Source organism: Snodgrassella sp. CS2 (assembly GCF_050310315.1).
GTDB classification, from domain to species: Bacteria; Pseudomonadota; Gammaproteobacteria; order Burkholderiales; family Neisseriaceae; genus Snodgrassella; species Snodgrassella alvi_E.
Genome location: NZ_JBNPBA010000001.1, coordinates 724,540 through 745,277, shown reverse-complemented (window position 1 = coordinate 745,277; position 20,738 = coordinate 724,540). Strand labels below are relative to the sequence as shown.

Annotated in this window: 23 protein-coding genes and 1 tRNA gene; 4 read left to right on the top strand and 20 right to left on the bottom strand. The window is 40.8% G+C overall.

Going from position 1 to position 20,738, the window contains the following annotated elements; translation table 11 throughout:
• Positions 1–83: 83 nt before the first annotated feature.
• From iscX to ACQP6D_RS03450, 11 genes are all read right to left on the bottom strand, one after another.
• The gene (iscX, locus tag ACQP6D_RS03500) at positions 84–278 is read right to left on the bottom strand and encodes a Fe-S cluster assembly protein IscX (protein WP_370388594.1); all 195 of its coding nucleotides are present in this window, start codon (positions 276–278) and stop codon (positions 84–86) included.
• An 80-nt stretch (positions 279–358) separates the two neighbouring features.
• Positions 359–700 (bottom strand): ISC system 2Fe-2S type ferredoxin, encoded by a 342-nt coding sequence (fdx, locus tag ACQP6D_RS03495; RefSeq protein WP_100139735.1) that lies wholly within the window; start codon positions 698–700, stop codon positions 359–361.
• A gap of 78 nt (positions 701–778) precedes the next feature.
• Complete coding sequence (locus ACQP6D_RS03490) at positions 779–1,405, bottom strand: glutathione S-transferase family protein (RefSeq protein WP_370388596.1); 627 nt, start codon at positions 1,403–1,405, stop codon at positions 779–781.
• A gap of 52 nt (positions 1,406–1,457) precedes the next feature.
• Positions 1,458–3,326, bottom strand: coding sequence for a Fe-S protein assembly chaperone HscA (hscA, locus tag ACQP6D_RS03485; RefSeq protein WP_370388597.1), 1,869 nt, complete (start codon positions 3,324–3,326; stop codon positions 1,458–1,460).
• An 86-nt stretch (positions 3,327–3,412) separates the two neighbouring features.
• The gene (gene hscB / locus ACQP6D_RS03480; RefSeq protein ID WP_267391372.1) at positions 3,413–3,916 is read right to left on the bottom strand and encodes a Fe-S protein assembly co-chaperone HscB; all 504 of its coding nucleotides are present in this window, start codon (positions 3,914–3,916) and stop codon (positions 3,413–3,415) included.
• 158 nt (positions 3,917–4,074) lie between these two features.
• A complete protein-coding gene (gene iscA, locus ACQP6D_RS03475; RefSeq protein ID WP_100139739.1) occupies positions 4,075–4,395 on the bottom strand; it encodes an iron-sulfur cluster assembly protein IscA in 321 nt (106 codons plus the stop codon).
• A gap of 43 nt (positions 4,396–4,438) precedes the next feature.
• Positions 4,439–4,699 carry a TraR/DksA C4-type zinc finger protein gene (locus ACQP6D_RS03470; protein WP_267391371.1) on the bottom strand — a complete coding sequence of 87 codons (261 nt, stop codon included), beginning with the start codon at positions 4,697–4,699 and terminating at the stop codon, positions 4,439–4,441.
• Between the two features lie 7 nt (positions 4,700–4,706).
• A complete protein-coding gene (iscU, locus tag ACQP6D_RS03465; protein WP_025330175.1) occupies positions 4,707–5,090 on the bottom strand; it encodes a Fe-S cluster assembly scaffold IscU in 384 nt (127 codons plus the stop codon).
• 135 nt (positions 5,091–5,225) lie between these two features.
• Entirely contained in the window at positions 5,226–6,440 is a 1,215-nt protein-coding gene (locus ACQP6D_RS03460) for an IscS subfamily cysteine desulfurase (RefSeq protein WP_100139741.1), read from the bottom strand.
• 38 nt (positions 6,441–6,478) lie between these two features.
• A complete protein-coding gene (locus tag ACQP6D_RS03455; RefSeq protein ID WP_100139742.1) occupies positions 6,479–6,949 on the bottom strand; it encodes an Rrf2 family transcriptional regulator in 471 nt (156 codons plus the stop codon).
• 197 nt (positions 6,950–7,146) lie between these two features.
• Complete coding sequence (locus ACQP6D_RS03450; RefSeq protein ID WP_427857436.1) at positions 7,147–7,509, bottom strand: winged helix-turn-helix transcriptional regulator; 363 nt, start codon at positions 7,507–7,509, stop codon at positions 7,147–7,149.
• Positions 7,510–7,613: 104 nt separating this feature from the next.
• Between ACQP6D_RS03450 and ACQP6D_RS03445 the strand changes: the two genes are divergently transcribed.
• Positions 7,614–8,153, top strand: a complete 540-nt coding sequence (locus tag ACQP6D_RS03445; protein WP_427857435.1) for an NAD(P)H-dependent oxidoreductase — start codon at positions 7,614–7,616, stop codon at positions 8,151–8,153.
• Positions 8,154–8,238: 85 nt separating this feature from the next.
• Here the strand turns inward: ACQP6D_RS03445 and pip are convergent, their stop codons facing one another.
• Entirely contained in the window at positions 8,239–9,180 is a 942-nt protein-coding gene (gene pip, locus ACQP6D_RS03440) for a prolyl aminopeptidase (RefSeq protein WP_427857434.1), read from the bottom strand.
• A gap of 101 nt (positions 9,181–9,281) precedes the next feature.
• Positions 9,282–10,124 carry a phosphoserine phosphatase SerB gene (gene serB, locus ACQP6D_RS03435; RefSeq protein ID WP_427857433.1) on the bottom strand — a complete coding sequence of 281 codons (843 nt, stop codon included), beginning with the start codon at positions 10,122–10,124 and terminating at the stop codon, positions 9,282–9,284.
• Between the two features lie 308 nt (positions 10,125–10,432).
• On the opposite strand from serB, the gene ACQP6D_RS03430 reads away from it, so the two are divergent.
• The gene (locus tag ACQP6D_RS03430; protein WP_427857432.1) at positions 10,433–12,478 is read left to right on the top strand and encodes an OPT family oligopeptide transporter; all 2,046 of its coding nucleotides are present in this window, start codon (positions 10,433–10,435) and stop codon (positions 12,476–12,478) included.
• A 232-nt stretch (positions 12,479–12,710) separates the two neighbouring features.
• Here the strand turns inward: ACQP6D_RS03430 and ACQP6D_RS03425 are convergent.
• Positions 12,711–12,786: transfer RNA gene (locus ACQP6D_RS03425), tRNA-Glu, on the bottom strand.
• A gap of 558 nt (positions 12,787–13,344) precedes the next feature.
• On the opposite strand from ACQP6D_RS03425, the gene ACQP6D_RS03420 reads away from it, so the two are divergent.
• Together ACQP6D_RS03420 and ACQP6D_RS03415 are read left to right on the top strand one after the other, a co-directional pair.
• A complete protein-coding gene (locus ACQP6D_RS03420; RefSeq protein WP_427857431.1) occupies positions 13,345–13,575 on the top strand; it encodes a hypothetical protein in 231 nt (76 codons plus the stop codon).
• Between the two features lie 249 nt (positions 13,576–13,824).
• The gene (locus ACQP6D_RS03415) at positions 13,825–13,983 is read left to right on the top strand and encodes a hypothetical protein (protein ID WP_427857430.1); all 159 of its coding nucleotides are present in this window, start codon (positions 13,825–13,827) and stop codon (positions 13,981–13,983) included.
• A 409-nt stretch (positions 13,984–14,392) separates the two neighbouring features.
• Here ACQP6D_RS03415 and ACQP6D_RS03410 read toward each other — a convergent pair whose 3' ends face one another.
• The 6 genes from ACQP6D_RS03410 to ACQP6D_RS03385 form a co-directional block, all read right to left on the bottom strand.
• Positions 14,393–14,968: a hypothetical protein gene (locus ACQP6D_RS03410; protein WP_427857429.1), complete on the bottom strand. Its 576-nt coding sequence runs from the start codon at positions 14,966–14,968 to the stop codon at positions 14,393–14,395.
• A 263-nt stretch (positions 14,969–15,231) separates the two neighbouring features.
• Positions 15,232–16,818 (bottom strand): hypothetical protein, encoded by a 1,587-nt coding sequence (locus tag ACQP6D_RS03405; protein ID WP_427857428.1) that lies wholly within the window; start codon positions 16,816–16,818, stop codon positions 15,232–15,234.
• A 231-nt stretch (positions 16,819–17,049) separates the two neighbouring features.
• Positions 17,050–17,634, bottom strand: coding sequence for a hypothetical protein (locus ACQP6D_RS03400; protein WP_267391295.1), 585 nt, complete (start codon positions 17,632–17,634; stop codon positions 17,050–17,052).
• A 312-nt stretch (positions 17,635–17,946) separates the two neighbouring features.
• Positions 17,947–19,305, bottom strand: coding sequence for an ATP-binding protein (locus ACQP6D_RS03395; RefSeq protein WP_267391294.1), 1,359 nt, complete (start codon positions 19,303–19,305; stop codon positions 17,947–17,949).
• Positions 19,302–19,964 (bottom strand): response regulator, encoded by a 663-nt coding sequence (locus ACQP6D_RS03390; RefSeq protein WP_267391293.1) that lies wholly within the window; start codon positions 19,962–19,964, stop codon positions 19,302–19,304. The genes ACQP6D_RS03395 and ACQP6D_RS03390 overlap by 4 nt, the downstream gene beginning before the upstream one ends.
• A gap of 5 nt (positions 19,965–19,969) precedes the next feature.
• Positions 19,970–20,668 (bottom strand): VIT1/CCC1 transporter family protein, encoded by a 699-nt coding sequence (locus ACQP6D_RS03385; protein WP_427857427.1) that lies wholly within the window; start codon positions 20,666–20,668, stop codon positions 19,970–19,972.
• Positions 20,669–20,738 lie beyond the last annotated feature (70 nt).

Here is a 20,738-nt window from a genome sequence, read left to right as displayed (position 1 = left end):
ATAGTGTTCTGGCTGTTATCAGTTGAGTTTGTTGCTTAAAATGTCATGATAGATATGGTTTGATTGCTGGTATGCTTTTCTGCTCAGTCAGTTTCATCTATCCATGCTTGCTGAATGGCTTCAAGTACGCGCTCACCGCAATGCTCTGGCTGGTCATCAAAGTCTGGTAAGGCCAATACTAGTTCGCGCAATCGAGTAAAGCGGATGGTGGTAGGGTCGATGTCTTCGTGAAGGTCTGCCAGTTCTTCGGCAATCTGATGTATATCAGTCCATTTCATGATGTGATTCTGTATTAATTGTTAAGAATTAGTGAAAAAAATATTGATGCCAAGCGTTAATTTTGAGCTGTGCTCTGATATCAGTGTTCTTCACGTGCATGGTTAATAGTGTATTTGGGGATTTCAATGGTTACATCGCTATCTGCCAAACGTGCCTGACAGCTCAGACGTGAATCGGCTTCGAGCCCCCATGCCTGATCGAGTAAATCTTCTTCCTGTTCGCTTGGCTCAGGTAGGCTGTCGTAGCCCTGACGCACGAGCACGTGGCAGGTGGTACAGGCGCAGGATTGCTCGCAGGCGTGTTCAATTTCAATATCATGCTCAAGTAATGCATCACAAATTGAGGTGCCGGACGGAATATTGTCTAATATTTTTCCTTCAGGACAAAGTTGTGGGTGAGGCAGTACAGTGATTTTGGGCATGGTTGTTCCGTCATTCATAATGATGCAAGGCGTGGCTGGTGTCTATTCTTGCTACCAGCCACGCCGGAGTGAGTATTATTATATCAAGCCTTGTGCTTTCAGCACTGTGTTGACACCATTGTCAGCGCTTACCCGCTGAGCAAAAGAAGTCAAATGCTGATATTTGCTAAGATCAATTTTACATCTCTGAGCCCATTGCATTTCAATGAAAATGTAAACATCGGCAATACTGATGCTATTACCTGTTAAATAATCTTGCTGAGCCAGCATTTTATCTAACGATGCAAATGTGTTTTCAACATCACTACTAGCATAAGCAATAAGATTGTTCTGAGCAGCTTCACCATCAACCATTCTGGTTGCCCCGAATAGAGGCTTGAATTTTGTATGTAGGTCACTATTGGCAAAAGCCAGCCATTGCCGAGCCTTGGCACGTATTTTAGGGTCAGTAGCTGATGCAGCGCCATAGATACCTTTATCGGGTGCTAAATCATTAATATAATCAATAATAGCTATATTCTGACTTAGTGCCCAGTTTCCATCTACAAGTAAAGGTACCTGACCTTGCGGATTCAGAGCCCGATATTCTGCAGATTTTATTTTATCGCGACTTACTTCTTCTGCTACATAATCCAGTCCACTCCATTGTAGAGCTACGTGGGGGACAAATGAACATGCACCTGGTAGGTAATATAGTTTTAACATTGTTTTATCTCCTGTGTAAGTACAGATAGTTTTAGCTGTCTGTGGTTGAATTCTATATATCGCTAACGTTTTTACCTTGTAATGCACGCTGTATATTACGGTTCATGCGTCTGGCAGCAAACTCATCTGTGGCATGACTAAGCTTTTGTATGGCATCGCGGATGTCCTGTGCATTGCCAATTTCCATCTGGTATTTGATTTGTGCCAAGGCTGTGTCGATGATTTGCTGTTCGGCAGTACTGAGTAAATCAGCATCAAGATTTAGGGCGCTGCTGACTGCGCCAATAATGCTTTCAGCTTCTACTATTGCTTCCGCATGGGCGCGTTGCTGCGCATCAGTCTGTGCATGGGTAAAGCTGTCTTTTAGCATCTGAGTAATAACGGTATCATCCAATCCGTATGAGGGCTTAACTTCAATATGAGCCTGTACGCCGGTAGTTTGTTCTCTTGCGGAAACAGATAACAGGCCATCGGCATCTACCTGAAAGGTCACCCGAATGCGTGCAGCACCGGCAGCCATTGGCGGGATACCGCGCAGAGTAAATTGGGCGAGACTGCGGCAATCCGAAACCAATTCACGTTCTCCCTGTACTACATGAATCATCATTGCGGTCTGTCCGTCTTTAAATGTAGTGAAATCTTGGGCGCGAGCGGTGGGCAAGGTGCTGTTGCGCGGAATGATTTTTTCAACCAAACCGCCATACGTTTCCAGCCCCAATGAGAGGGGAGTAACGTCCAGAAGCAGCCATTCATCATCGTTTTTATTTCCGGCCAGCACATTAGCCTGCATGGCAGCACCGAGCGCAACTACTTCATCGGGATTGAGATTATTCAGTGGCGTTTGGCCAAAAAAGGTAGCTACAGCCTGCTGTACATGCAGCATTCGAGTAGCTCCGCCAACCATAATAACGCCTTTTATATCGTTTTTGCTGATATTCGCATCACGCATAGCCTGTTTAACCGGCTCCAGTGTTTTGGCTACCAGTGGTTGTGTAAGCTGATGGAACGTATCTCGGCTAATATCAGTGACTATTTGTTGACCATTGGAAAGCGTAGCAGCTATGGTGGTTGATTGTTCAGTGGTTAAAGATTCTTTAGCTGCGCGCGAAAGTGATTGCAGTAGGGCGCTGTCCTGTGCATTAAGCTGAGACAATTTGTTTTGTTCTAATAACCAACAAAAAAGGCGCTGATCAAAGTCATCCCCACCTAAGGCACTGTTGCCATTGGTGGCTTTTACTTCAAATAAGCCACGGCTTAATGTTAGAACGGAAACATCAAATGTACCTCCGCCAAGGTCGTAAACAATAAACGTTCCTTCGGCGGCATTATCCAGACCATAGGCAATGGCAGCGGCAGTAGGTTCATTAAGTAAACGAAGGACGTGCAAGCCGGCTAGGCGCGCTGCGTCCTTGGTGGCCTGCCGCTGGGCATCATCGAAATATGCTGGTACGGTAATTACAGCGCCAGCCAGTTCGCCACCTAGACTATTTTCTGCCCGTGTTTTCAGCACGCGCAAAATGTCCGCAGAAACTTCTATAGGTGTTTTATTACCGGCGCGGGTCTGAATACTGATGATGCGTTCTTCATCGGTGAAACGATAGGGCAGGTAATGGGTTTCAGGCTGATTTCTAATGTCGTCCAGACTTCGGCCAATAAGGCGTTTGGCCGAACTAATGGTATTGGAAGGATCAATGCGCTGGGCTTTTAATGCATCTGTACCTACTTCTGGAGCACAATTCTGCTGATAACGGACTACTGAAGGCAGGGTAATTCGCCCTTGTTCGTCTGCTAAACATTCTGCATGACCGCTGCGTACAGTGGCCACTAGACTGTTGGTGGTGCCTAAATCGATTCCCACGGCACGTCGGTGCTCATGCGGGGCGGCAGAAAGGCCGGGTTCGGCAATTTGCAATAAAGCCATAATTTGAACTAAGTCCTGATTTTAGATGTTACTTTTATGATTTAAACTTATTTTAAATCATATTTCTGACGCGGAAGTTAACGGTGTCAGAGCAATGCAGCTTGTATTTCAGCATTTAATTTGTATAAAAAACGCCCCTGACGCACCAGTTCAGCTGCCTTATCCGCCTGATTCTGCGCAAAAGCGGTATCAAGTTTTTGATATAAATGGTTTTGTTCCTGCTGAATGGTTGTTGCCAATTCATGTAGAGTAGCTGTATCCGCCTCAGCTCGTGCATCTTCCAATGTTTCGCGCCACTGCATTTGCTGTATCAGAAATTCGGCTGGAAAATGAGTGTGTTCCGGTGCATCTGCATCTATGCCTTTCTGTTGTAACAGATAGGCCGCACGATCCAAGGGATTGCATAGAATACGATAAGCTTCATTTACCGTGGCTGCCATCATCATGGCTTGTTTCTGCTCAAAGCTGCTGCTGGCTGCAAATTTGTCAGGATGGCACTGTGCAGCCAGTAAATGATAATTCTGTTCGAGCTGTTTAATATCAATGTTAAATTGTTCGGGTAGCTGAAACAAAGCAAAGTATTGGTTCATGTATTTCACCTTGTGGTGATAACAGGATAGAAGCAGAAGTCACATCAAAGTAATAAGGCAAATTTTGTGATTGTTAATCTGCTTTTTCTGCAGTCAATGTCTCGTTGTGATGCGATACAAGGTAGTAGGTGATCGCTATTGGTAGCAATATTTCGTGCTTATACGTGAAAACTTTCGCCACAACCACACTCATCTTTTGCATTGGGATTGGCAAACTTAAATCCTTCCTGCAAACCTTCTTTAACAAAATCAAGCTCGGTACCATCCAGATAGACATGGCTTTTGGGGTCTACAAAGACTTTGACACCATGTTGCTCAAAAATTAAATCTTCCGGCTGGATTTGGTCGACAAATTCCAGTGTATAGGCCATGCCTGAACAACCGCTATTCTTGACTCCTAGGCGAATACCTTCGCCTTTACCACGTTTGGTCAAATAATTACTGATGTGCTGGGCGGCTTTTTCAGTCAGAGAAATCATATTCTCTCCTGTCAGAACTGAGGCCTGAATGAGCGTTAGTCATTCAGGTTTGATTACGGTTACGGTTAAAACGGCGTTTATAGGAAGAGAGAAAAGAGCGTTTAACGGCGATTTTTTCCTCACAATTACTACAAAAACGCGTGCCAGGATATTGAAACTGGCGTTCGGGTGAAATGGGTTCGTTACATTCAAGACAAAATTGATTGGAACACATTCTGATATTGTTTAGGCGTACTGCATTAACCTGCTGATTATCATTTTTTTCCGTAGTGGATTCATCATTGTTTGCGGTACTGCTTAACATTGTCATATCACTCGTTATGTTTTTTTCGATAATCTGCTACAGCAGCCTTGATGGCATCTTCGGCCAAAATTGAGCAGTGGATTTTCACCGGTGGCAATGCCAGTTCTTCTGCGATGGCACTGTTTTTAATGGCCAGCGCCTCATCCAAACTTTTGCCCTTTACCCATTCTGTAATTAGGCTGGAAGAGGCGATAGCCGAGCCACAACCATAAGTTTTGAATTTAGCGTCTTCGATGATACCGTTATCGCTTACCTTGATTTGCAACTTCATTACATCGCCACAGGCCGGTGCACCCACCATGCCAGTGCCCACGCTCTGGTCCCCCTTTTCAAACGAACCAACATTGCGTGGATTTTCATAATGATCAATGACTTTATCGCTGTAGGCCATGATATGTTCCTTTAACAATTATTATGCTGAGAGGCAAAATCCAATTCTGCACATCAAATAGCCCTCGGTTTAGAGGGAATGTTGCCTTGTACGGGATTACTAAAGCAGAAACCGAAGGTTACTATTGCACGCAGATTAATGAGCTGCCCACTCCACACTACTTAAATCAATACCTTCTTGATGCATTTCCCACAATGGTGACAACTCGCGTAATTTACCGATTTTGGATTTTATCAGTTCGGCAGCGTAATCCACTTCTTCTTCAGTAGTAAAGCGCCCAAAAGTAATACGCAGCGAACTATGCGCCAATTCATCATTACGGCCAAGAGCGCGCAGCACGTAGCTCGGTTCCAGACTTGCTGAAGTACAAGCAGAACCGCTGGATACCGCAATATCCTTCACCGCCATAATCAGGCTTTCACCTTCCACAAAATTAAAGCTGATATTCAGATTCTGGTAAACACGATGTTCAAGGTCGCCATTAATATACACTTCCTCAACATCTTTGATGGCATTAAGAAAACGGTCACGCAGAGCTTTAGCATGCGCATTATCTTTATCCATTTCCAAACGTGCCAGACGGAATGCTTCACCCATACCAACAATCTGATGAGTAGCCAGCGTGCCAGAGCGGAAACCACGCTCATGACCACCACCATGCATCTGTGCATTCAGACGTACACGCGGTTTGCGCCGTACATATAAAGCACCAATCCCTTTAGGACCATAGGTTTTGTGAGCCGACATACTGAGCAAGCCAATTTGATTGGCTTTTACATCAATATGTACTTTGCCGGTAGCCTGCGCGGCGTCAACATGAAAAATTACGCCTTTTTCGTTGCAGATTGCTCCGATAGCGGCAATATCCTGAATCACGCCGATTTCATTATTCACCCACATCACACTAACAACAGTTGTATCTGGACGGATTGCTGCTTTCAGTTCATCCAAATCAATTAGACCGTTTTCTTTTACGCCGAGATAAGTGACCTCAAAACCTTCACGTTCCAGCTCACGCATCGTATCCAGTACAGCTTTGTGCTCAGTTCTGACCGTAATCAGATGTTTGCCTTTACTGGCGTTGAACTGAGCGGCTCCTTTCAATGCCAGATTATCCGATTCAGTGGCACCGGACGTAAAAATAATTTCTTTAGAATCAGCACCAATTAATGCAGCAATTTCATTCCGGGCATTTTCTACTGCTTCTTCTGCCTGCCAGCCGAAACTGTGGCTGTTTGAAGCGGGGTTGCCGAAGAATTCAGTCAGATAGGGAATCATTTTCTCTGCTACACGCGGGTCTACTGGCGTGGTGGCTGAATAATCCAGATAAATAGGAAGTTTTACGGTCATTGTCGTGTTCTCTTTAAATATCTATCACAGCGCTGGTTTTAGTGCAGATTAATCAAGGTAATCGGCTGCTCAAGGCTGCTTTTTTGTTCATTACTGATATTTCGGTAAGATTGTTGATTCAGGATACATTGCAAAGTAATTCCGCGCAGATAATCGTCTATGGTTTTATTTAGGTTGACCCATAAATCGTGAGTCAGGCAAGGCGTACCATCCTGACAGTCTGCATGGCCGCCGCACAATGTTGCATCCATCGTGTCTTCGGCAGCTGCAATGATATCGGCAATATTGATATGGTCGGCTGCATGACTTAAAACATAACCGCCACCCGGTCCACGGATACTTTCTACTAGCCCTGCACGGCGTAATTTGCCAAAAAGCTGTTCCAGATAAGATAAGGAAATACGCTGGCGCTCACTAATCGCAGTCAGGTTTACCGCACCAGATTGCGCATGCATGGCTAAATCCAGCATGGCAATAACAGCAAAACGCCCCTTGGTGGTTAAACGCATGACAAAACCCGAAATAGATTGACAATGGCTGAATTATCTAATACCCGACAATTTTAGTCAACTTTATTCGTGGCTAAATCAAGTAATTATGCTAGAGCCGAAACCAGCCAAAATAAAAGAATCAAATTTAAACCAACCCATTCAGATCGTATAAACCGGCCAGAAATCATAATTGAAAATTATTTATCTGCTTAAACCTAAAGCATTTTTTGATTTTTATCATTAATCACTTCGGCCCAGTTACATAGAGACATTAAAATCGGGCTAAGTAAATGACCTTTGTTGGTAAGTGCATAGCTCACTTGTACGGGAGGTTTATCACCTTTCACCGTTCGAGTAATTAACTCATCTTTCTCTAGCTGTTTAAGCTGAAGGCTTAGCGTCATTTCAGTAATATCTGGCATATTTTTTCTGAGTTCACTAAATCTTTTTGGTTGATTACCTAAATAATAAAGAATCACACCTTTCCATTTACCGCCAATTAGATTCATAGCTAAACTAATATTGCAATGATAGCGTTTACCACGATGGGTAATCGCACAGGAATCATCTGTATGCATGATTTTTTTCCTAACTCTCATATTTGATAGTTATAGTATTTTTTCTAAATTCTACTAAAATTATTTGAGTACATAAAATTTTTATAGTTTATTGAGGAAAAATCATGACCCTAATGATACTGGCGCACCCAGATTTTAAAAACTCTATTGCAAACAAAACAATCTCCGAATCCTTAGCTGTAAGACTACCGGATATAGAGATTAGAAATATTTACAACTTATATCCTGATTATCAGATTGATGTTGATGCCGAGCAACAAGCTTTGCTTCGTCATAAGCTTATTATTCTTCAATACCCAATGTATTGGTTTAATATGCCCGCTATATTAAAAATTTGGTTTGATCAAGTGTTCACTTATCAATTTGCCTATGGTTCACTAGGAAACAAATTGAAAGATAAAAAATTACTCGTCTCTATGACGGTTGGTCAACCAGAGATTAATTTTCAAAAAGTAAATCATTTTCTCATCGATGATTTTTTACAATCAGTAAAACAATCTGCGGAATATACGCAAATGAATTACCTTGGGTATACTGCCTTATATGGCATTTCTCCAGTATCGGGTATAGCAAAAAATGCCATAGCAGCAAAAGCTGAACAGCACAGTGGCAGTTTATACAGTCTGATTCAGAAATTTTGCTAAGCAAGATAAAGTTAATTTTGATCAACATAAAAGGCCTGATTCGAATCAGGCCTTTTTAATTAAAGCTTAATCTTGTATAGGTTAACTATTGATTAGCAAAAGCATCTGTAGCAGCCACCAATGCCGCTTGATTGGCTGGTTCAAATCCAGAATGTCCCGCTATGGTGACCACCAGCTTGGCATGAGGCAAAGCCTGTTTTAACTCCCAAGCACTTTCAAACGGTGTGCACATATCATAGCGCCCTTGAACAATCACCATCGGTATATCAGCCAACACTTGAATATTTTCTAGTAAAGCAAATTCACTCGCCAGCCAGCAGCGATGAACAAAATAATGATTTTCAATGCGAGCGATTGCTAATGCTTTATAAGAATCGTCATATTCATCCACACCGGCTTGATCTGGTTCCAAATGAACAATATTGCTTTCCCACTGTGCCCATGCTCGAGCTGCATTAAGCTGGGAGGCTTCGTCGGTATAGGGATGGCAAAGCAACTCATGATAGGCATCAATCAGATTGTGTTGTTTATCCACAGCAATCGGAGCAAGGTAATTTTTCCATGCTTCAGGAAAAAAACGATTGGCACCCTGCTGATTGATCCAATCCATTTCATGTGGACGGCATAAAAATATTCCTCGAAGTACTAGCTCGGTCACTCGATGCGGATAAGTTTTAGCATAGGCTAATGCCAACGAACTGCCCCAAGAACCGCCAAAGACTTGCCATCGCTCAATCTGAAGCATTCGGCGTACTTTTTCTATATCTTCTACCAGATCCCAAGTGGTATTGTCATCAATACAAGCATAAGGTAGGGAGCGGCCGCAGCCACGCTGGTCTATTATAATGATGCGGTATTTTTCTGGATTAAAAAAACCTCGGCAAGCTGGTGAAGCTCCTGCACCCGGTCCGCCATGCAAAAAAACTACCGGCTTGCCAGCCGGATTACCGCTTGCTTCCCAGTAAATCTGATGAATTGCAGAAACTTGCAACAGGCCAGACTGATATGGCTCAGCTATCGGGTACATAAGTGTATTCCTAAAAATATCTATGTAACTATGTGATTATTCTTAATTCTAAATTAATTGCAATGAGTTTTTAATACAAGTCTGTAAGACAAAACTAAATATCAGCGGAACCATTTGCGCACCGCATCCAAACCACCAAAACGGACACTAATGGTCGTGGCAGCCTGAGTTTTGGGTTTGGCATGATAAGCTACACCAAAACCAGCAGCTTGTAACATCGGAATATCATTGGCACCGTCACCCATAGCCACAATCTGAGACTTAGCCAATCCTAGCATTGCTGAATATTCTGCCAGTAAATCTGCTTTAGCCTGTGCATCGATAATACGGCCGGTTAGCTCGCCAGTTAACATATCGTTTTGCACTACTAATTGGTTGGCATATGTGTAATCAAGCCCGTATTGCTGTTTGAGACGATCAGTAAAGTAAGTAAAGCCACCTGAAACCAGCATAAACTTTACCCCATATTCTCGACATTGCTGTAGCAGCCATTCGGCTCCCGGTGATAATTTCAAAACTTCGTCATATACTCGGTTAAGTTCAGTAACCGGTAACCCTTTTAACAATGCTACCCGAGCACGTAATGATTGCTCAAAGTCAATTTCTCCGCGCATTGAGCGTTCAGTAATTGTTGTAACTTCTGCCTGCAGACCTACGCCGGCCGCAATTTCATCCACACATTCAATCGTAATCAGGGTTGAATCCATATCGCTGACAATCAGTCCCAAGTCAGCAAAACGCTCATCCGGTAGAATAGCAAAATCAATATGCTGTGCCAGTAGCTTAGCTTGTACTGCCTCTTCAAGCTTGAATTCTTTCTGTACTGGTAAGCGTAATACTGATTTATTGAAACTGTACTCAGGTGAAATAGGCATAATTGCATCTAATGCAGACAAATCACAGGAAAGCAAATCAGCATGCTGTAAAACCAGAACGAAACTCATGACAAATACACAGCTTGATAAAAATGCCCAGTATAGACATCAGTATCAGGCTTGACAACAAACGGCTGGAAAAGAAACGATTTCAATAAATAATGAAATATCACCAGCTGATTTAAACCCAATTAACCTAATAAAAAATAAAATAAATATTATTTACATTAGATTCTTAAAATCTAATGAAAAAACACAGACCAGTTTGTACAATGCAGCTTTTTGTCCAAAATAGCGGCGGTAAAAGAATAAATTAATATCCAGAAATTTCAGAATTATTGCTATTATTCCAGTCCGCATCTTTATGGAGTTATTACATGCAACACCCCTCAACCACCTCATCGGCGGTCGATCAATACCGGGAATTAACCATTCGCGGCATGATCTTAGGTGCACTCATCACTGTTATCTTTACAGCATCTAATGTATATCTGGGGCTAAAAGTCGGCCTGACATTTGCATCATCCATACCAGCAGCCGTGATATCCATGGCTGTACTCAAATGCTTTCAAGGCTCAAATATTCTTGAAAACAATATGGTACAAACACAGGCTTCAGCCGCCGGAACATTGTCTTCAATAATTTTCGTCTTACCCGGCCTGCTGATGATTGGCTACTGGCAAGGCTTTCCCTTCTGGCAGACCACTTTAATATGTGTGGCTGGTGGTATTTTGGGTGTTATTTTTACCGTACCCCTGCGCCATGTACTGGTTGTTAAAAGTGATTTACCTTATCCAGAAGGCTTGGCTGCTGCCGAAATACTCAAAGCCGGAGATCACAATCAGCCGCAGAACGATGCTGATGCTCAGGAACCACAAAGTGGAGTAAAACAAATTGTTACCGGCGGTATACTCTCAGGTATATTCAGCTTTTTGGTCAGTGGATTGCGCATAATTAGCGAAAGCGCTAGCGCTTGGTTTAAAGTAGGGGGCGCAGTTTTTCAGGTACCCATGGGATTCTCACTTGCTCTACTGGGTGCCGGCTGGCTGGTAGGAATTACGGGTGGTATAGCCGTCTTATTGGGTATGTTTTTCTCATGGGGCATAGCAGTACCGTATTTTACCAGCACCACACCCATGCCTGAACATGCAAGCATGATTGATTTTGCCATCAATTTGTGGGTTACCAAAGTTCGTTATATTGGCGCTGGGGCAATAGCCGTGGCAGCAATCTGGACTTTAATCACCCTGTTCAAACCAATGCTTGAGGGCATGAAGCTATCTTTTCTGGCTTTTAGTTCCAGCTCAGATAGCGCACAGACACAGGAACGGGTGAATCAGGATTTATCTCCTAAAACCATGCTACTTATTGTGCTTGCTACATTGATTATTTTGGCAGCCACCTTTTATAGTTTTATTTCCTCTGTGCATATATCCGTTGGACTTGCCTGTGCGCTGGTAGCTTGTGCCACAATTATGGCATTTATTATTGGTTTTCTTGTGGCTGCGGCCAGTGGCTACATGGCCGGCCTGATTGGTTCTTCTTCAAGCCCAATATCCAGTATCGGAATCGTTTCAATTGTTATTATATCTTTAGTATTCATGGTAATTGGCCAGTCAAGTGGCATCTTTGCTATGGCAGGTGGCAACCAGTTTATGACCGCACTGGCGTTGTTTACAGCATCTGTAGTCATGGCTATTTCTACTATTTCAAATGACAATTTGCAGGATTTAAAAACCGGCCATCTCGTGCACGCCACTCCATGGCGTCAACAGGTTGCCCTGATTATCGGCTGTATTGTTGGTGCCATTGTTATTTCGCCAGTACTGGAATTGCTATATAACGCTTATGGCTTTACTGGCGCGTTGCCAAGAGCAAATATGGATGCAGCACAGGCATTGTCTGCGCCGCAGGCTACGCTGATGACTACTATAGCCAAAGGTATTTTCTCCCATAATCTGGAATGGACCTATATTAAAATAGGTGTCTTCCTAGGTATATTTCTTATCCTTCTGGATTTAGTAGTCAAAAAACTGCGCCCGGGCTGGAGTGTGCCTCCATTGGCAGTAGGTATGGGCATTTACCTGCCTGCTTCTGTAAATATGCCCATTTTTATTGGCACCGTACTTTCATACTTCTGTATGCGTCACATTAGAAATCGATACAGCGACCCTAAAACACAGCAGCGTGAGCTAAAAGGCACTGACCGCCGTGGAACTTTACTGGCAGCTGGCTTGATTGTTGGTGAAAGTATTGTTGGCGTGGTCATGGCCATGGTAATTGTGGTTTCCATTGCGTTAGGTGAAGGAGAAGCGCCGCTGGCTCTGAATTTGCATAACTGGGATAAAATGAGTGAGCTATTGGGACTGGTATTCTTTGCTTGCGCTATTATTTTCTTGATAAGACGCATTATTAGAAAATAGAAATTAGAGAAGTAACAAAAAAACAGCGTGTTAAAACGCTGTTTTTTTGTTACGGTAGCTTAATTAGACTGCCTTTAACCAAGATACAATCCTAGTCAACAACATAGAGAAAATAGTTAAGGAATGCAGTAATTAAAAATAAATAGAATTGGACTGATAAAATTTTGAACAATACTTAAAAAAATTGAATAATCAGATTTATAATCTAAGCAATTAATTTAGCTTCGCAATTTGGCACGCCTACAGGGATTCGAACCCCGGTTGCCGCCGTGAAAGGGCGGTGTCCTCGGCCACTAGACGATAGGCGCGTGCTTAATAAGCGTGCGAATTATCCCTAAGTGGGCATAGATGTGTCAAATTGTGTGGGTGAGTGGATTTTTGCTAAAATATCAATATACCAGTATATTTATCAAATAAAAATGTAATAAACTTTATTCAATCTACTTTAAATTCATCTGCGGTTTTATTCAAAATTAGATACAAATAAAAATAGTATTTTATAAGTAATGTCAAATTAATTTGAATAAAAATATTCTTTATTTCTAAATCTAATCAAAACAGACTTAATTTACCGGTATTAAATTATTTTTATAAATTAAATCATTCAAAAGGGCAAAATAAAAATTTTACTATGAAACAAGAAAATTAATTTATTTTCAATTTATCTGTTAGTAATGGAAATTACTTAATTATTGATGGTAATATTGTATTATGGTAATGGATTCAGGTTTCATTTATACCGTTATATAAAGGACTTAAACAAATTAATAAGTAAAAGTGATGATTTTGTCTGTTATTTGAATCACAGCAAAACACAAATTCAATTAACAGGTTAAATATTATCTGGTGACAAAGGATTAAAGGTAATGAAAAACGGTTTTGCCTCTATTGTTCTGGCTATATTGTTATCTTGCTCTTTAAGCAATGTTTTTGCTTATAAACCTTCGCAGTTTGATAAAATAAGGCTTAAAGAAAATTGCAAAAATGAGCAGGAGTCGCCTTTTAAAGATTTTGCTGGTACGCCCAGTTGTGACAAGCTGAAAAAAATTGAAATAGAGGAAAATCAGCCGACCTATCGGGTAAAGCAGGAATCGTAAGATTTGTTTATTTGCAAAGCTTTATGTTTTGGATAGTCTAAGGCGGAAATATAAATTCCATTAACTCTGATTTTCATGATGGCGCTACTTCTTTGTTGCAAAATGCCGCGGCTATGTCTATTATTTGCAACAATTAATTAAGCGCTGAACAGAAAAAATATCAGCCCAGCGGTAATTAATTATTCACTCGGTTGTTGTGGTGAAGAAGTACATGTTCTGCATGAAATAGCGCATACGCAGAGTAAGCTGTTGGCCGAATGCAATGCTTTAGGTTGTATGGCGTTGGTGGATGCTAAGGAAATGCTCCAGTTCAATGGCTATCTCAGTGCGCTGGATGGTGGTTTGGGGCAGTGTATTGCTGAGATTAAGGGCAATGTGCTGGTATTGAAGCAGAATTATAACGTTTGATTGAGTAAAAACACCTTTTGGAATGCGTTTTTATTAGAAAGAATGTTTAAATAATAGTTTTGAAACGCTGTTTATACAAATGTGATTAATTTATAGAGTTATTAAAAAGTATAGTTCAAATTTATCCGTTAAAATTTATTTCTATCGAAACGAATAATTTTAAAAATTTGAAGAATTATCCTATCAAGCTGAAATGATTTAGTTTCGGTTTAAGTGTATATTTGTCATTTGTTGTTAATATAAAACTTATTTTCTAACTCTGTGTATAAACATCAAAAAAGAAATAATATTTTTATAAAAAAATTTAGTTATTATTTAAATATGTTATATACTTAATTTTATAAAATATAAATTTGAAAAATATTTTTCAATTTATAACTTTTATTTTACTAAGAGCATAGTAAATGTATTAATCTTTTGAAGCTTCCTCATAATCCATAGTAATTTTCATGTAGCATAAATACTTTGCTTTCTCAAAATTAAGCCTATTTTTTAATACTAAAGCATCATGATATTCATCATCTGGGTATTGTAATTTATTTAAAAGACTAGTTGTATAGGTAGTAAAATTTATCAATGCTCTATCACAAAGAAGATAAGGAAACATCTCCTCATTGAAAGGAAAATATTTTTTTATGAGACAAAATTTGTCTTCTACTTCGCTATATGGTTTTGTTATGTAATCATTTATATCATACATTAGATATTGATTTATTGTCTTATAATCACCTTGCTTATAAGCATTTAAAATATTTTTTTCATCAATATCGATTTTATGAAACAAATCAACCGCAAATTGCTTTGCTTGTTGGGGTGTCATGCTTGAATAAAATTCTGGCTTTTTCTGTTCTATATCTGCATCTTTTTCTTGTAATTTTAATTTACTTTGATTTGCTGGATTAGTATGATTTAAGTTATCTTCTGACCAAACAAACTTATTTAGCCCACATAATAAAAAAATTAATAAAAAAAACTTTTCAAACATTTCTATCTAATGTATTTGGTATAAATAGCAAAAATATTCATTATAATACATCATAATTAAATTTTTTAATATAATCTCACTAAAAATTTATATGGCTTACATCGCTATAAATTTTAATACTGCTTAATTATCAGTTATCATCTGTTTTACCTTTAAAAGTTTCTATAAATTTCTATTTTCGATGCTTGGAATACTGGTTTTTACCTTTTGTTTAAATTTATGCTTCAGCTTTATATGTAGATTTGGCGCATTCAGTAGTTTGTTTAAGAAAGTATACGTACAAGGCGTTGTTGAATTTCTTCATCAGGTTCAATTTTGGCCAGTTTTTTTAAATTTACTAACATTTTATTTGAACATTGTTGGCGCTCTAAAGCTTCTATGGCGTTTAAGGCCATTATCCGGTTTCTGATTAATGGACTTTGTAAGCCTATTAATATTAAGTCTTCAGCTAAACCAGGAAATCGGTCTAGTTCTTGCAATATGGTATCAAGCACATCGTGTACCGCATACTTACTGTCAGTAAATAATTTTAATGTTGGACCAGTAGGAATGGTAGAAAAATCATTTTGTTCTTTGGCCAATTGTATTACTTGTTCTATTTTTTGTATGACTTCTGTTTGCATTAAGAATAGCCATTGATTGGTTTTATATTTTTTTTGACGGTTGAAACGTATTTGCCAGGAGTCATATCCTAGTTGTGAATAAATATAAGCTGCATAATTAAATTTTAAATCGTTCTTATCTTGAAGATTTTTTTCTATTAGAGGTATCCAATGTTTTTGTTGAATAATTTGTTGTGCTTTTTCTGTAATTATTGTTTTGATGTTTCTATCCCAGTTTAAATTGCTGTCATCAAGCTCTGTGGTAATAAAGTCAATGATGACGATGACAGAATGGAGAATTTTTATATCTGTTAAGGTATGTTTGGTTAAATGTTTGAGGTAATTTAAACATACTAATCCACCATCTTCATAATCATATAAATCTTCTGCAGGGCCACCATTAATTAATGCTAGGATGATTTGGGCTGCGCTGCTCAGAAATGATGTATCCACATTGTTTTGTTCTAAAGCAATTTTTAATTCACCCGCTTTGGCACATGAGTAGGCGAGATATTCGTTCATTACTTTGTTTTTATATCCTTCTCTTAAGAGCCAGTCTTTAGTTTTTGCTGATGGGTTTTCAATCAGATACCTCACTACGTTGATACGACCCCATCCATTTACTTTTTTGGCTAATGATAAAAGATTTTTTTCTATTTCTTCAGGATTTTTAAGGGTTTTAGTTAAGGCAACGGCAGAATATAAGGTAAATTCTTCATGCATGCCTAGTAAATGAAATAATTCAGTTTGTTCTATAGAATATGAGCCTAGTAAGGCTATGGAAAATTTAATGACTTCTCTGTCAGGACTATTAAGAGTCAGCCAGTAAAAAAATGAATAAAGCTTTTGTAAGTTAATATCTTCCTGAGGTAATTTTTTTAAAAGGCTATCAATTATGGTTAAAGTGGTTCCTTTTTTTACTAGTGAATACAGTTGGCTAATATCATGCTCATTGATCTGTTCAGACAAGGATTTAAGGAGAGACAATATTTTATTTAATTTTTTTTCATCTGCGCTATAAGAGCAATGATAAATGGTTGTTCCGTCCTGGGCTCCTGCTATCCATTTGATTTCATCTTCGTTTTGCGATTCATCTGGTAGTTTTTGTGCTTCCTCAGGCAGAGTATCTGCATCTTTATAGGGCAAGAGAATCTTATAAATACTTGGTAGTGATTTTTCCCAGACGATGGGGTATCCGTTAGCATCGTTAGCTATATGATTAAAGATATTAGTATATTTATTGTCCATTTTTTAATAGCTAGATAAAAAGAAATAATTTGTATATACTATATAGAGAAACAAAACAACAAGGTGTTGGCGCACCTTGTTGTATTACGTTTTTTTAAAAGTTGTTAAAAACGTAAATGATCAACGATATGAAATTATTAATTGAATTTATGAGTTTTGCTAATTCAACAATAATTTGTATAAACATTCTTCCTCCTTTCTTTGAAATAAATGTTAGTGGGATTGGGGCTGTTAATTATCATTAGCCCCCACTTGTTCAGCTCTTTCTTTAAATCGTTCGTAGAGCGTTTTTAAAGTTCCTTGGTTAAATTCGCCTTTTTCATTTAATTCTTTCATTACTTTGACAGGATTTCTCATCAAAATATAATGAAATGGACCGGTATGGCCTTCATAGTTTTTAATAAATCCGTATTCAACAAGTTTGAGCATTCTGCCTTTCCATGTGTCTTGTGCCCTTTGACCTGTAAAACCGGCTTCCTTGGCAAATAATTCTGGGTTATCAATTTTCATAAAACTGAAATCCGGTAATCTGGCCCATAAACAAAAATAAGTATGTCCTACTGGTTTTCCCTTAGTTAATACATCCAATATTTGCATGGTAATGGGTAATACTCTCGGAATAGTAGAATAGCCAATCATTTTCTTTCTATCCCAATAATCGTTGTTACTAAAAGATACTGGGTCAATTTCTACGAACTTTTCCTGTGCAATAGTTCTTGGAGTTTTTCTAAATTTTTTGTTGACAACTTTTTCTGTTTGATTTTTGTTTTCGCTATCCTCCTTCTTTTCAATTTTGGTTGGTTTTGTGCTGTCCATGGCCTTCCTTTCATGTTTCGAATTTAACATATATAACTAAAATATTTTTGAGAATTTTATTACTTGTGTTGCATGATATTTTGATTTAAAAATTTATGAAATGCAACAAAATTTTCAAAAATATTATTTGAAATGTATTATATGTTGCAAAATATTTAAATAAAATTCAAAAAAAACAAATAATTAAAATATTATATATGTACTATAGTTATCTATTATTCTTAGTAATATGTTCTTATTGGTTGGGAGAGGGGTATGGGGAGAGGGGATAAAGTTGAGAATGAAACTAATTTTTATGCTAAAGAGATATATTCATTTATTATATATTGTGACTAAGAATTTATTCTTAAATAATAGATTTTTATTAAGGATATTTATTTTCACCTTTAATCCATGCAATTGAGCCACTCCATCAACAATAGATAACCCTAGCCCGCTGCCGCTGCTTTCCTGTCCGGCCGGTCGGAAAAACCGTTCGCGCAGGCGTGGTAGGTTTTCGGGGGCGATGGCGTTGCAGGGGTTTGTGATGGTGATACTGTCGGCTGCTAGGGTGAGGTTGATGGTGCTGTGTTCGGGGCTGTAGCGGATCGCATTATCCAGTAAGTTGCGGATAAGTATGGTCAGCAGGGTCGGGTCGCCGGTCAGGGGTAGTATGTATGCTGTTTCGGACTGATACTGGCGCTGGATGCGACAATGGCGTTCGCGTGCTTGAAGACTGACGCTTTCAATGGCTTCATTAGTGATTTCTGTCCAGTTTACTGCGGTGGTATAAGGCGGGGCTGTGAGAGGGTCGAGGCGGGAAAGAGTGAGGAGCTGGTCGACCAGATGGGTGGTGCGGTCGATGCTGTGTTCGATGGTGCGTACGCGTTGCTGTTGGGCATCGCTGAGGCTGGTTAATGCCAATACTTCTGTTTGTACTTTGAGGGCAGCCAGCGGGCTGCGCAGTTCATGTGCGGCATCAGCAGTAAAACGCAGCTCACGGGCTCGGGTTTGTTCAATACGCTGGAGTAAGTCGTTCAGCGCGTTAATCATGGGTTGTATTTCGCTGGGAACGGCGCTGGTAATGGGCGTGACGCTATGCGGATCTCGCTGGTATAGAGTCTGGGTTAATTTTTGCAGAGGTTTGGTGCCTCGACGGACGCCCCATACTATGAGCCATAGCAGCAGAGGGATGGCAAGGATAGATACGGCCAATTGTGACCATACGGCGCGTAAGACGGTTTGCAGGCGTTCATGCATGCTGAAGGATACAGCTACTTGAAGTTGCTGCTGAGGGTTATTCAGGTAAAAGAGGCGCCATGCGTGACTTTGCCACCATTCCCCCTGATTGATGAAGCCTTGGTAGTTGTTGCGGTATGGGATGCTGTGACCGGTCTGGTCTGCGTTGATAAGCTGTCCTTTGTACCAGATGGCATAGCCGGATTCTTTGCTGTCGATGAGTCCTCGTTGTTTTTGTGGTATTTCCGGCAGGGTTGGGTAATGACTGGTATCAAGGTTGATGGGAGTATGCATCAGCCGCTGTGCGAGCTGGCTCATTTGAGTATCGCCGGCTTCGTCTATTTCATGCATGACGGCTGCTGCGCTAATAAAGGCAGTGACTAGCCACAAAATGGGCAGGGTGGCACCAAGATAGATAAGTAATCGCCGGCTGATGGCGGTGGTGGGCTTCATGGTGCCTCTCCGAGCTGATAGCCAAGACCGCGGCGGGTGCGGATGATGCTGGCACCGATTTTTTTGCGTAAATGATGTACGTGAACTTCTACGGCGTTGCTCTCAACTTCTTGCTCCCAGCTATAAAGTTTGTCTTCGATCTGAGCCCGCGTAAATACGCGCTGGGGGTGAGTAACGAGTAGTTGCAGCAGCAACCATTCGCGCTGGGTGAGATTTAGTGGCTGGCCATATAAGCTGGCGCTACAGCTGTTGAGACTAAGGATAAGCTGGCCAAAGCTGATTTGGGTCTGGCTGATGCCCTGACTGCGCCTTATCAAGGCGTGAAGGCGGGCAATGACCTCATCTAAGGCAAAGGGTTTGCATAGGTAATCATCTGCTCCGGCATTGAGACCAGCTAGCCGGTCTGGCAAGGCATCCCGTGCAGTAAGAATGAGTACGGGAGTATTGATTTCCTGTTCGCGCCAGTGTCTGAGTACGTCCATACCGTCTGTTTCGGCTAGACTTAAATCGAGTATAACGGCGTCGTATGGAGCAGCGCTCAGCGCTTGTTCACCCAGACGTCCGGAAGCAAAGATATCACAGGCCATGCCATGCTGGTGTAAGCCTGCATGCAGGCCATCTGCAATATCGCTGTCGTCTTCGAGTATCAGTATGCGCATGCTTTTTATATTGTTATGCCGATTATTCGACCGATCATGCTGGTAAAAGCGAGTGCCAGAGCACCGAGGATGATGATGCGGATGACTGCCGGTCGTTTGGGTGCCCCACCTAGATGGGCTGAGATGCAACCGAGGATGCCGAGACCGATTACGGTGGTGACAGCCAGTGTGCTCATTAGCCAAACGGTTGAGCTTAGTAGTGATAGTAATACGGGTAGTAGGGCGCCGCAAGCAAAAGAAAAGGCAGAAGCCATCGCTGCTTGCAAAGGGTTGGCTTTACTAACTTCGGTGATGCCGATTTCTTCGCGGGCGTGGGCTTCGAGGGCGTTGTGTTTGGTTAATGCTTCTGCTACTTGCTGTGCCAGTGTCTGATTTAAGCCGCGCTGCCTGTATATATTAGTAAGTTCTGCCAGCTCAATTTCGGGATAGCGAGTGAGAGAGTCGAGTTCTTTGCGTAAATCGGCAGCTTCAGTATCGCGTTGGCTGGATACGGAAACATATTCACCGGCGGCCATGGAGACAGCACCGGATACAAGGGCAGCAATACCGGTAATGAGCAGGGTTTGGTGGTTTGGTTCAGCAGCGGCCAGACCCATCAACAGGCTGGCTGTAGAAATGAGGCCATCATTGGCACCGAGTACGCTGGCTCGCAGCCAGTTATTACGGTTGGAAAAATGTTTTTCTTCATGCCAGGATTGATTCATTTGTGGCTCCTGATATGTACAGGTTAATGCTTTTTGTTCTATACCGTATCACATCGCTATGGGGTGTGGG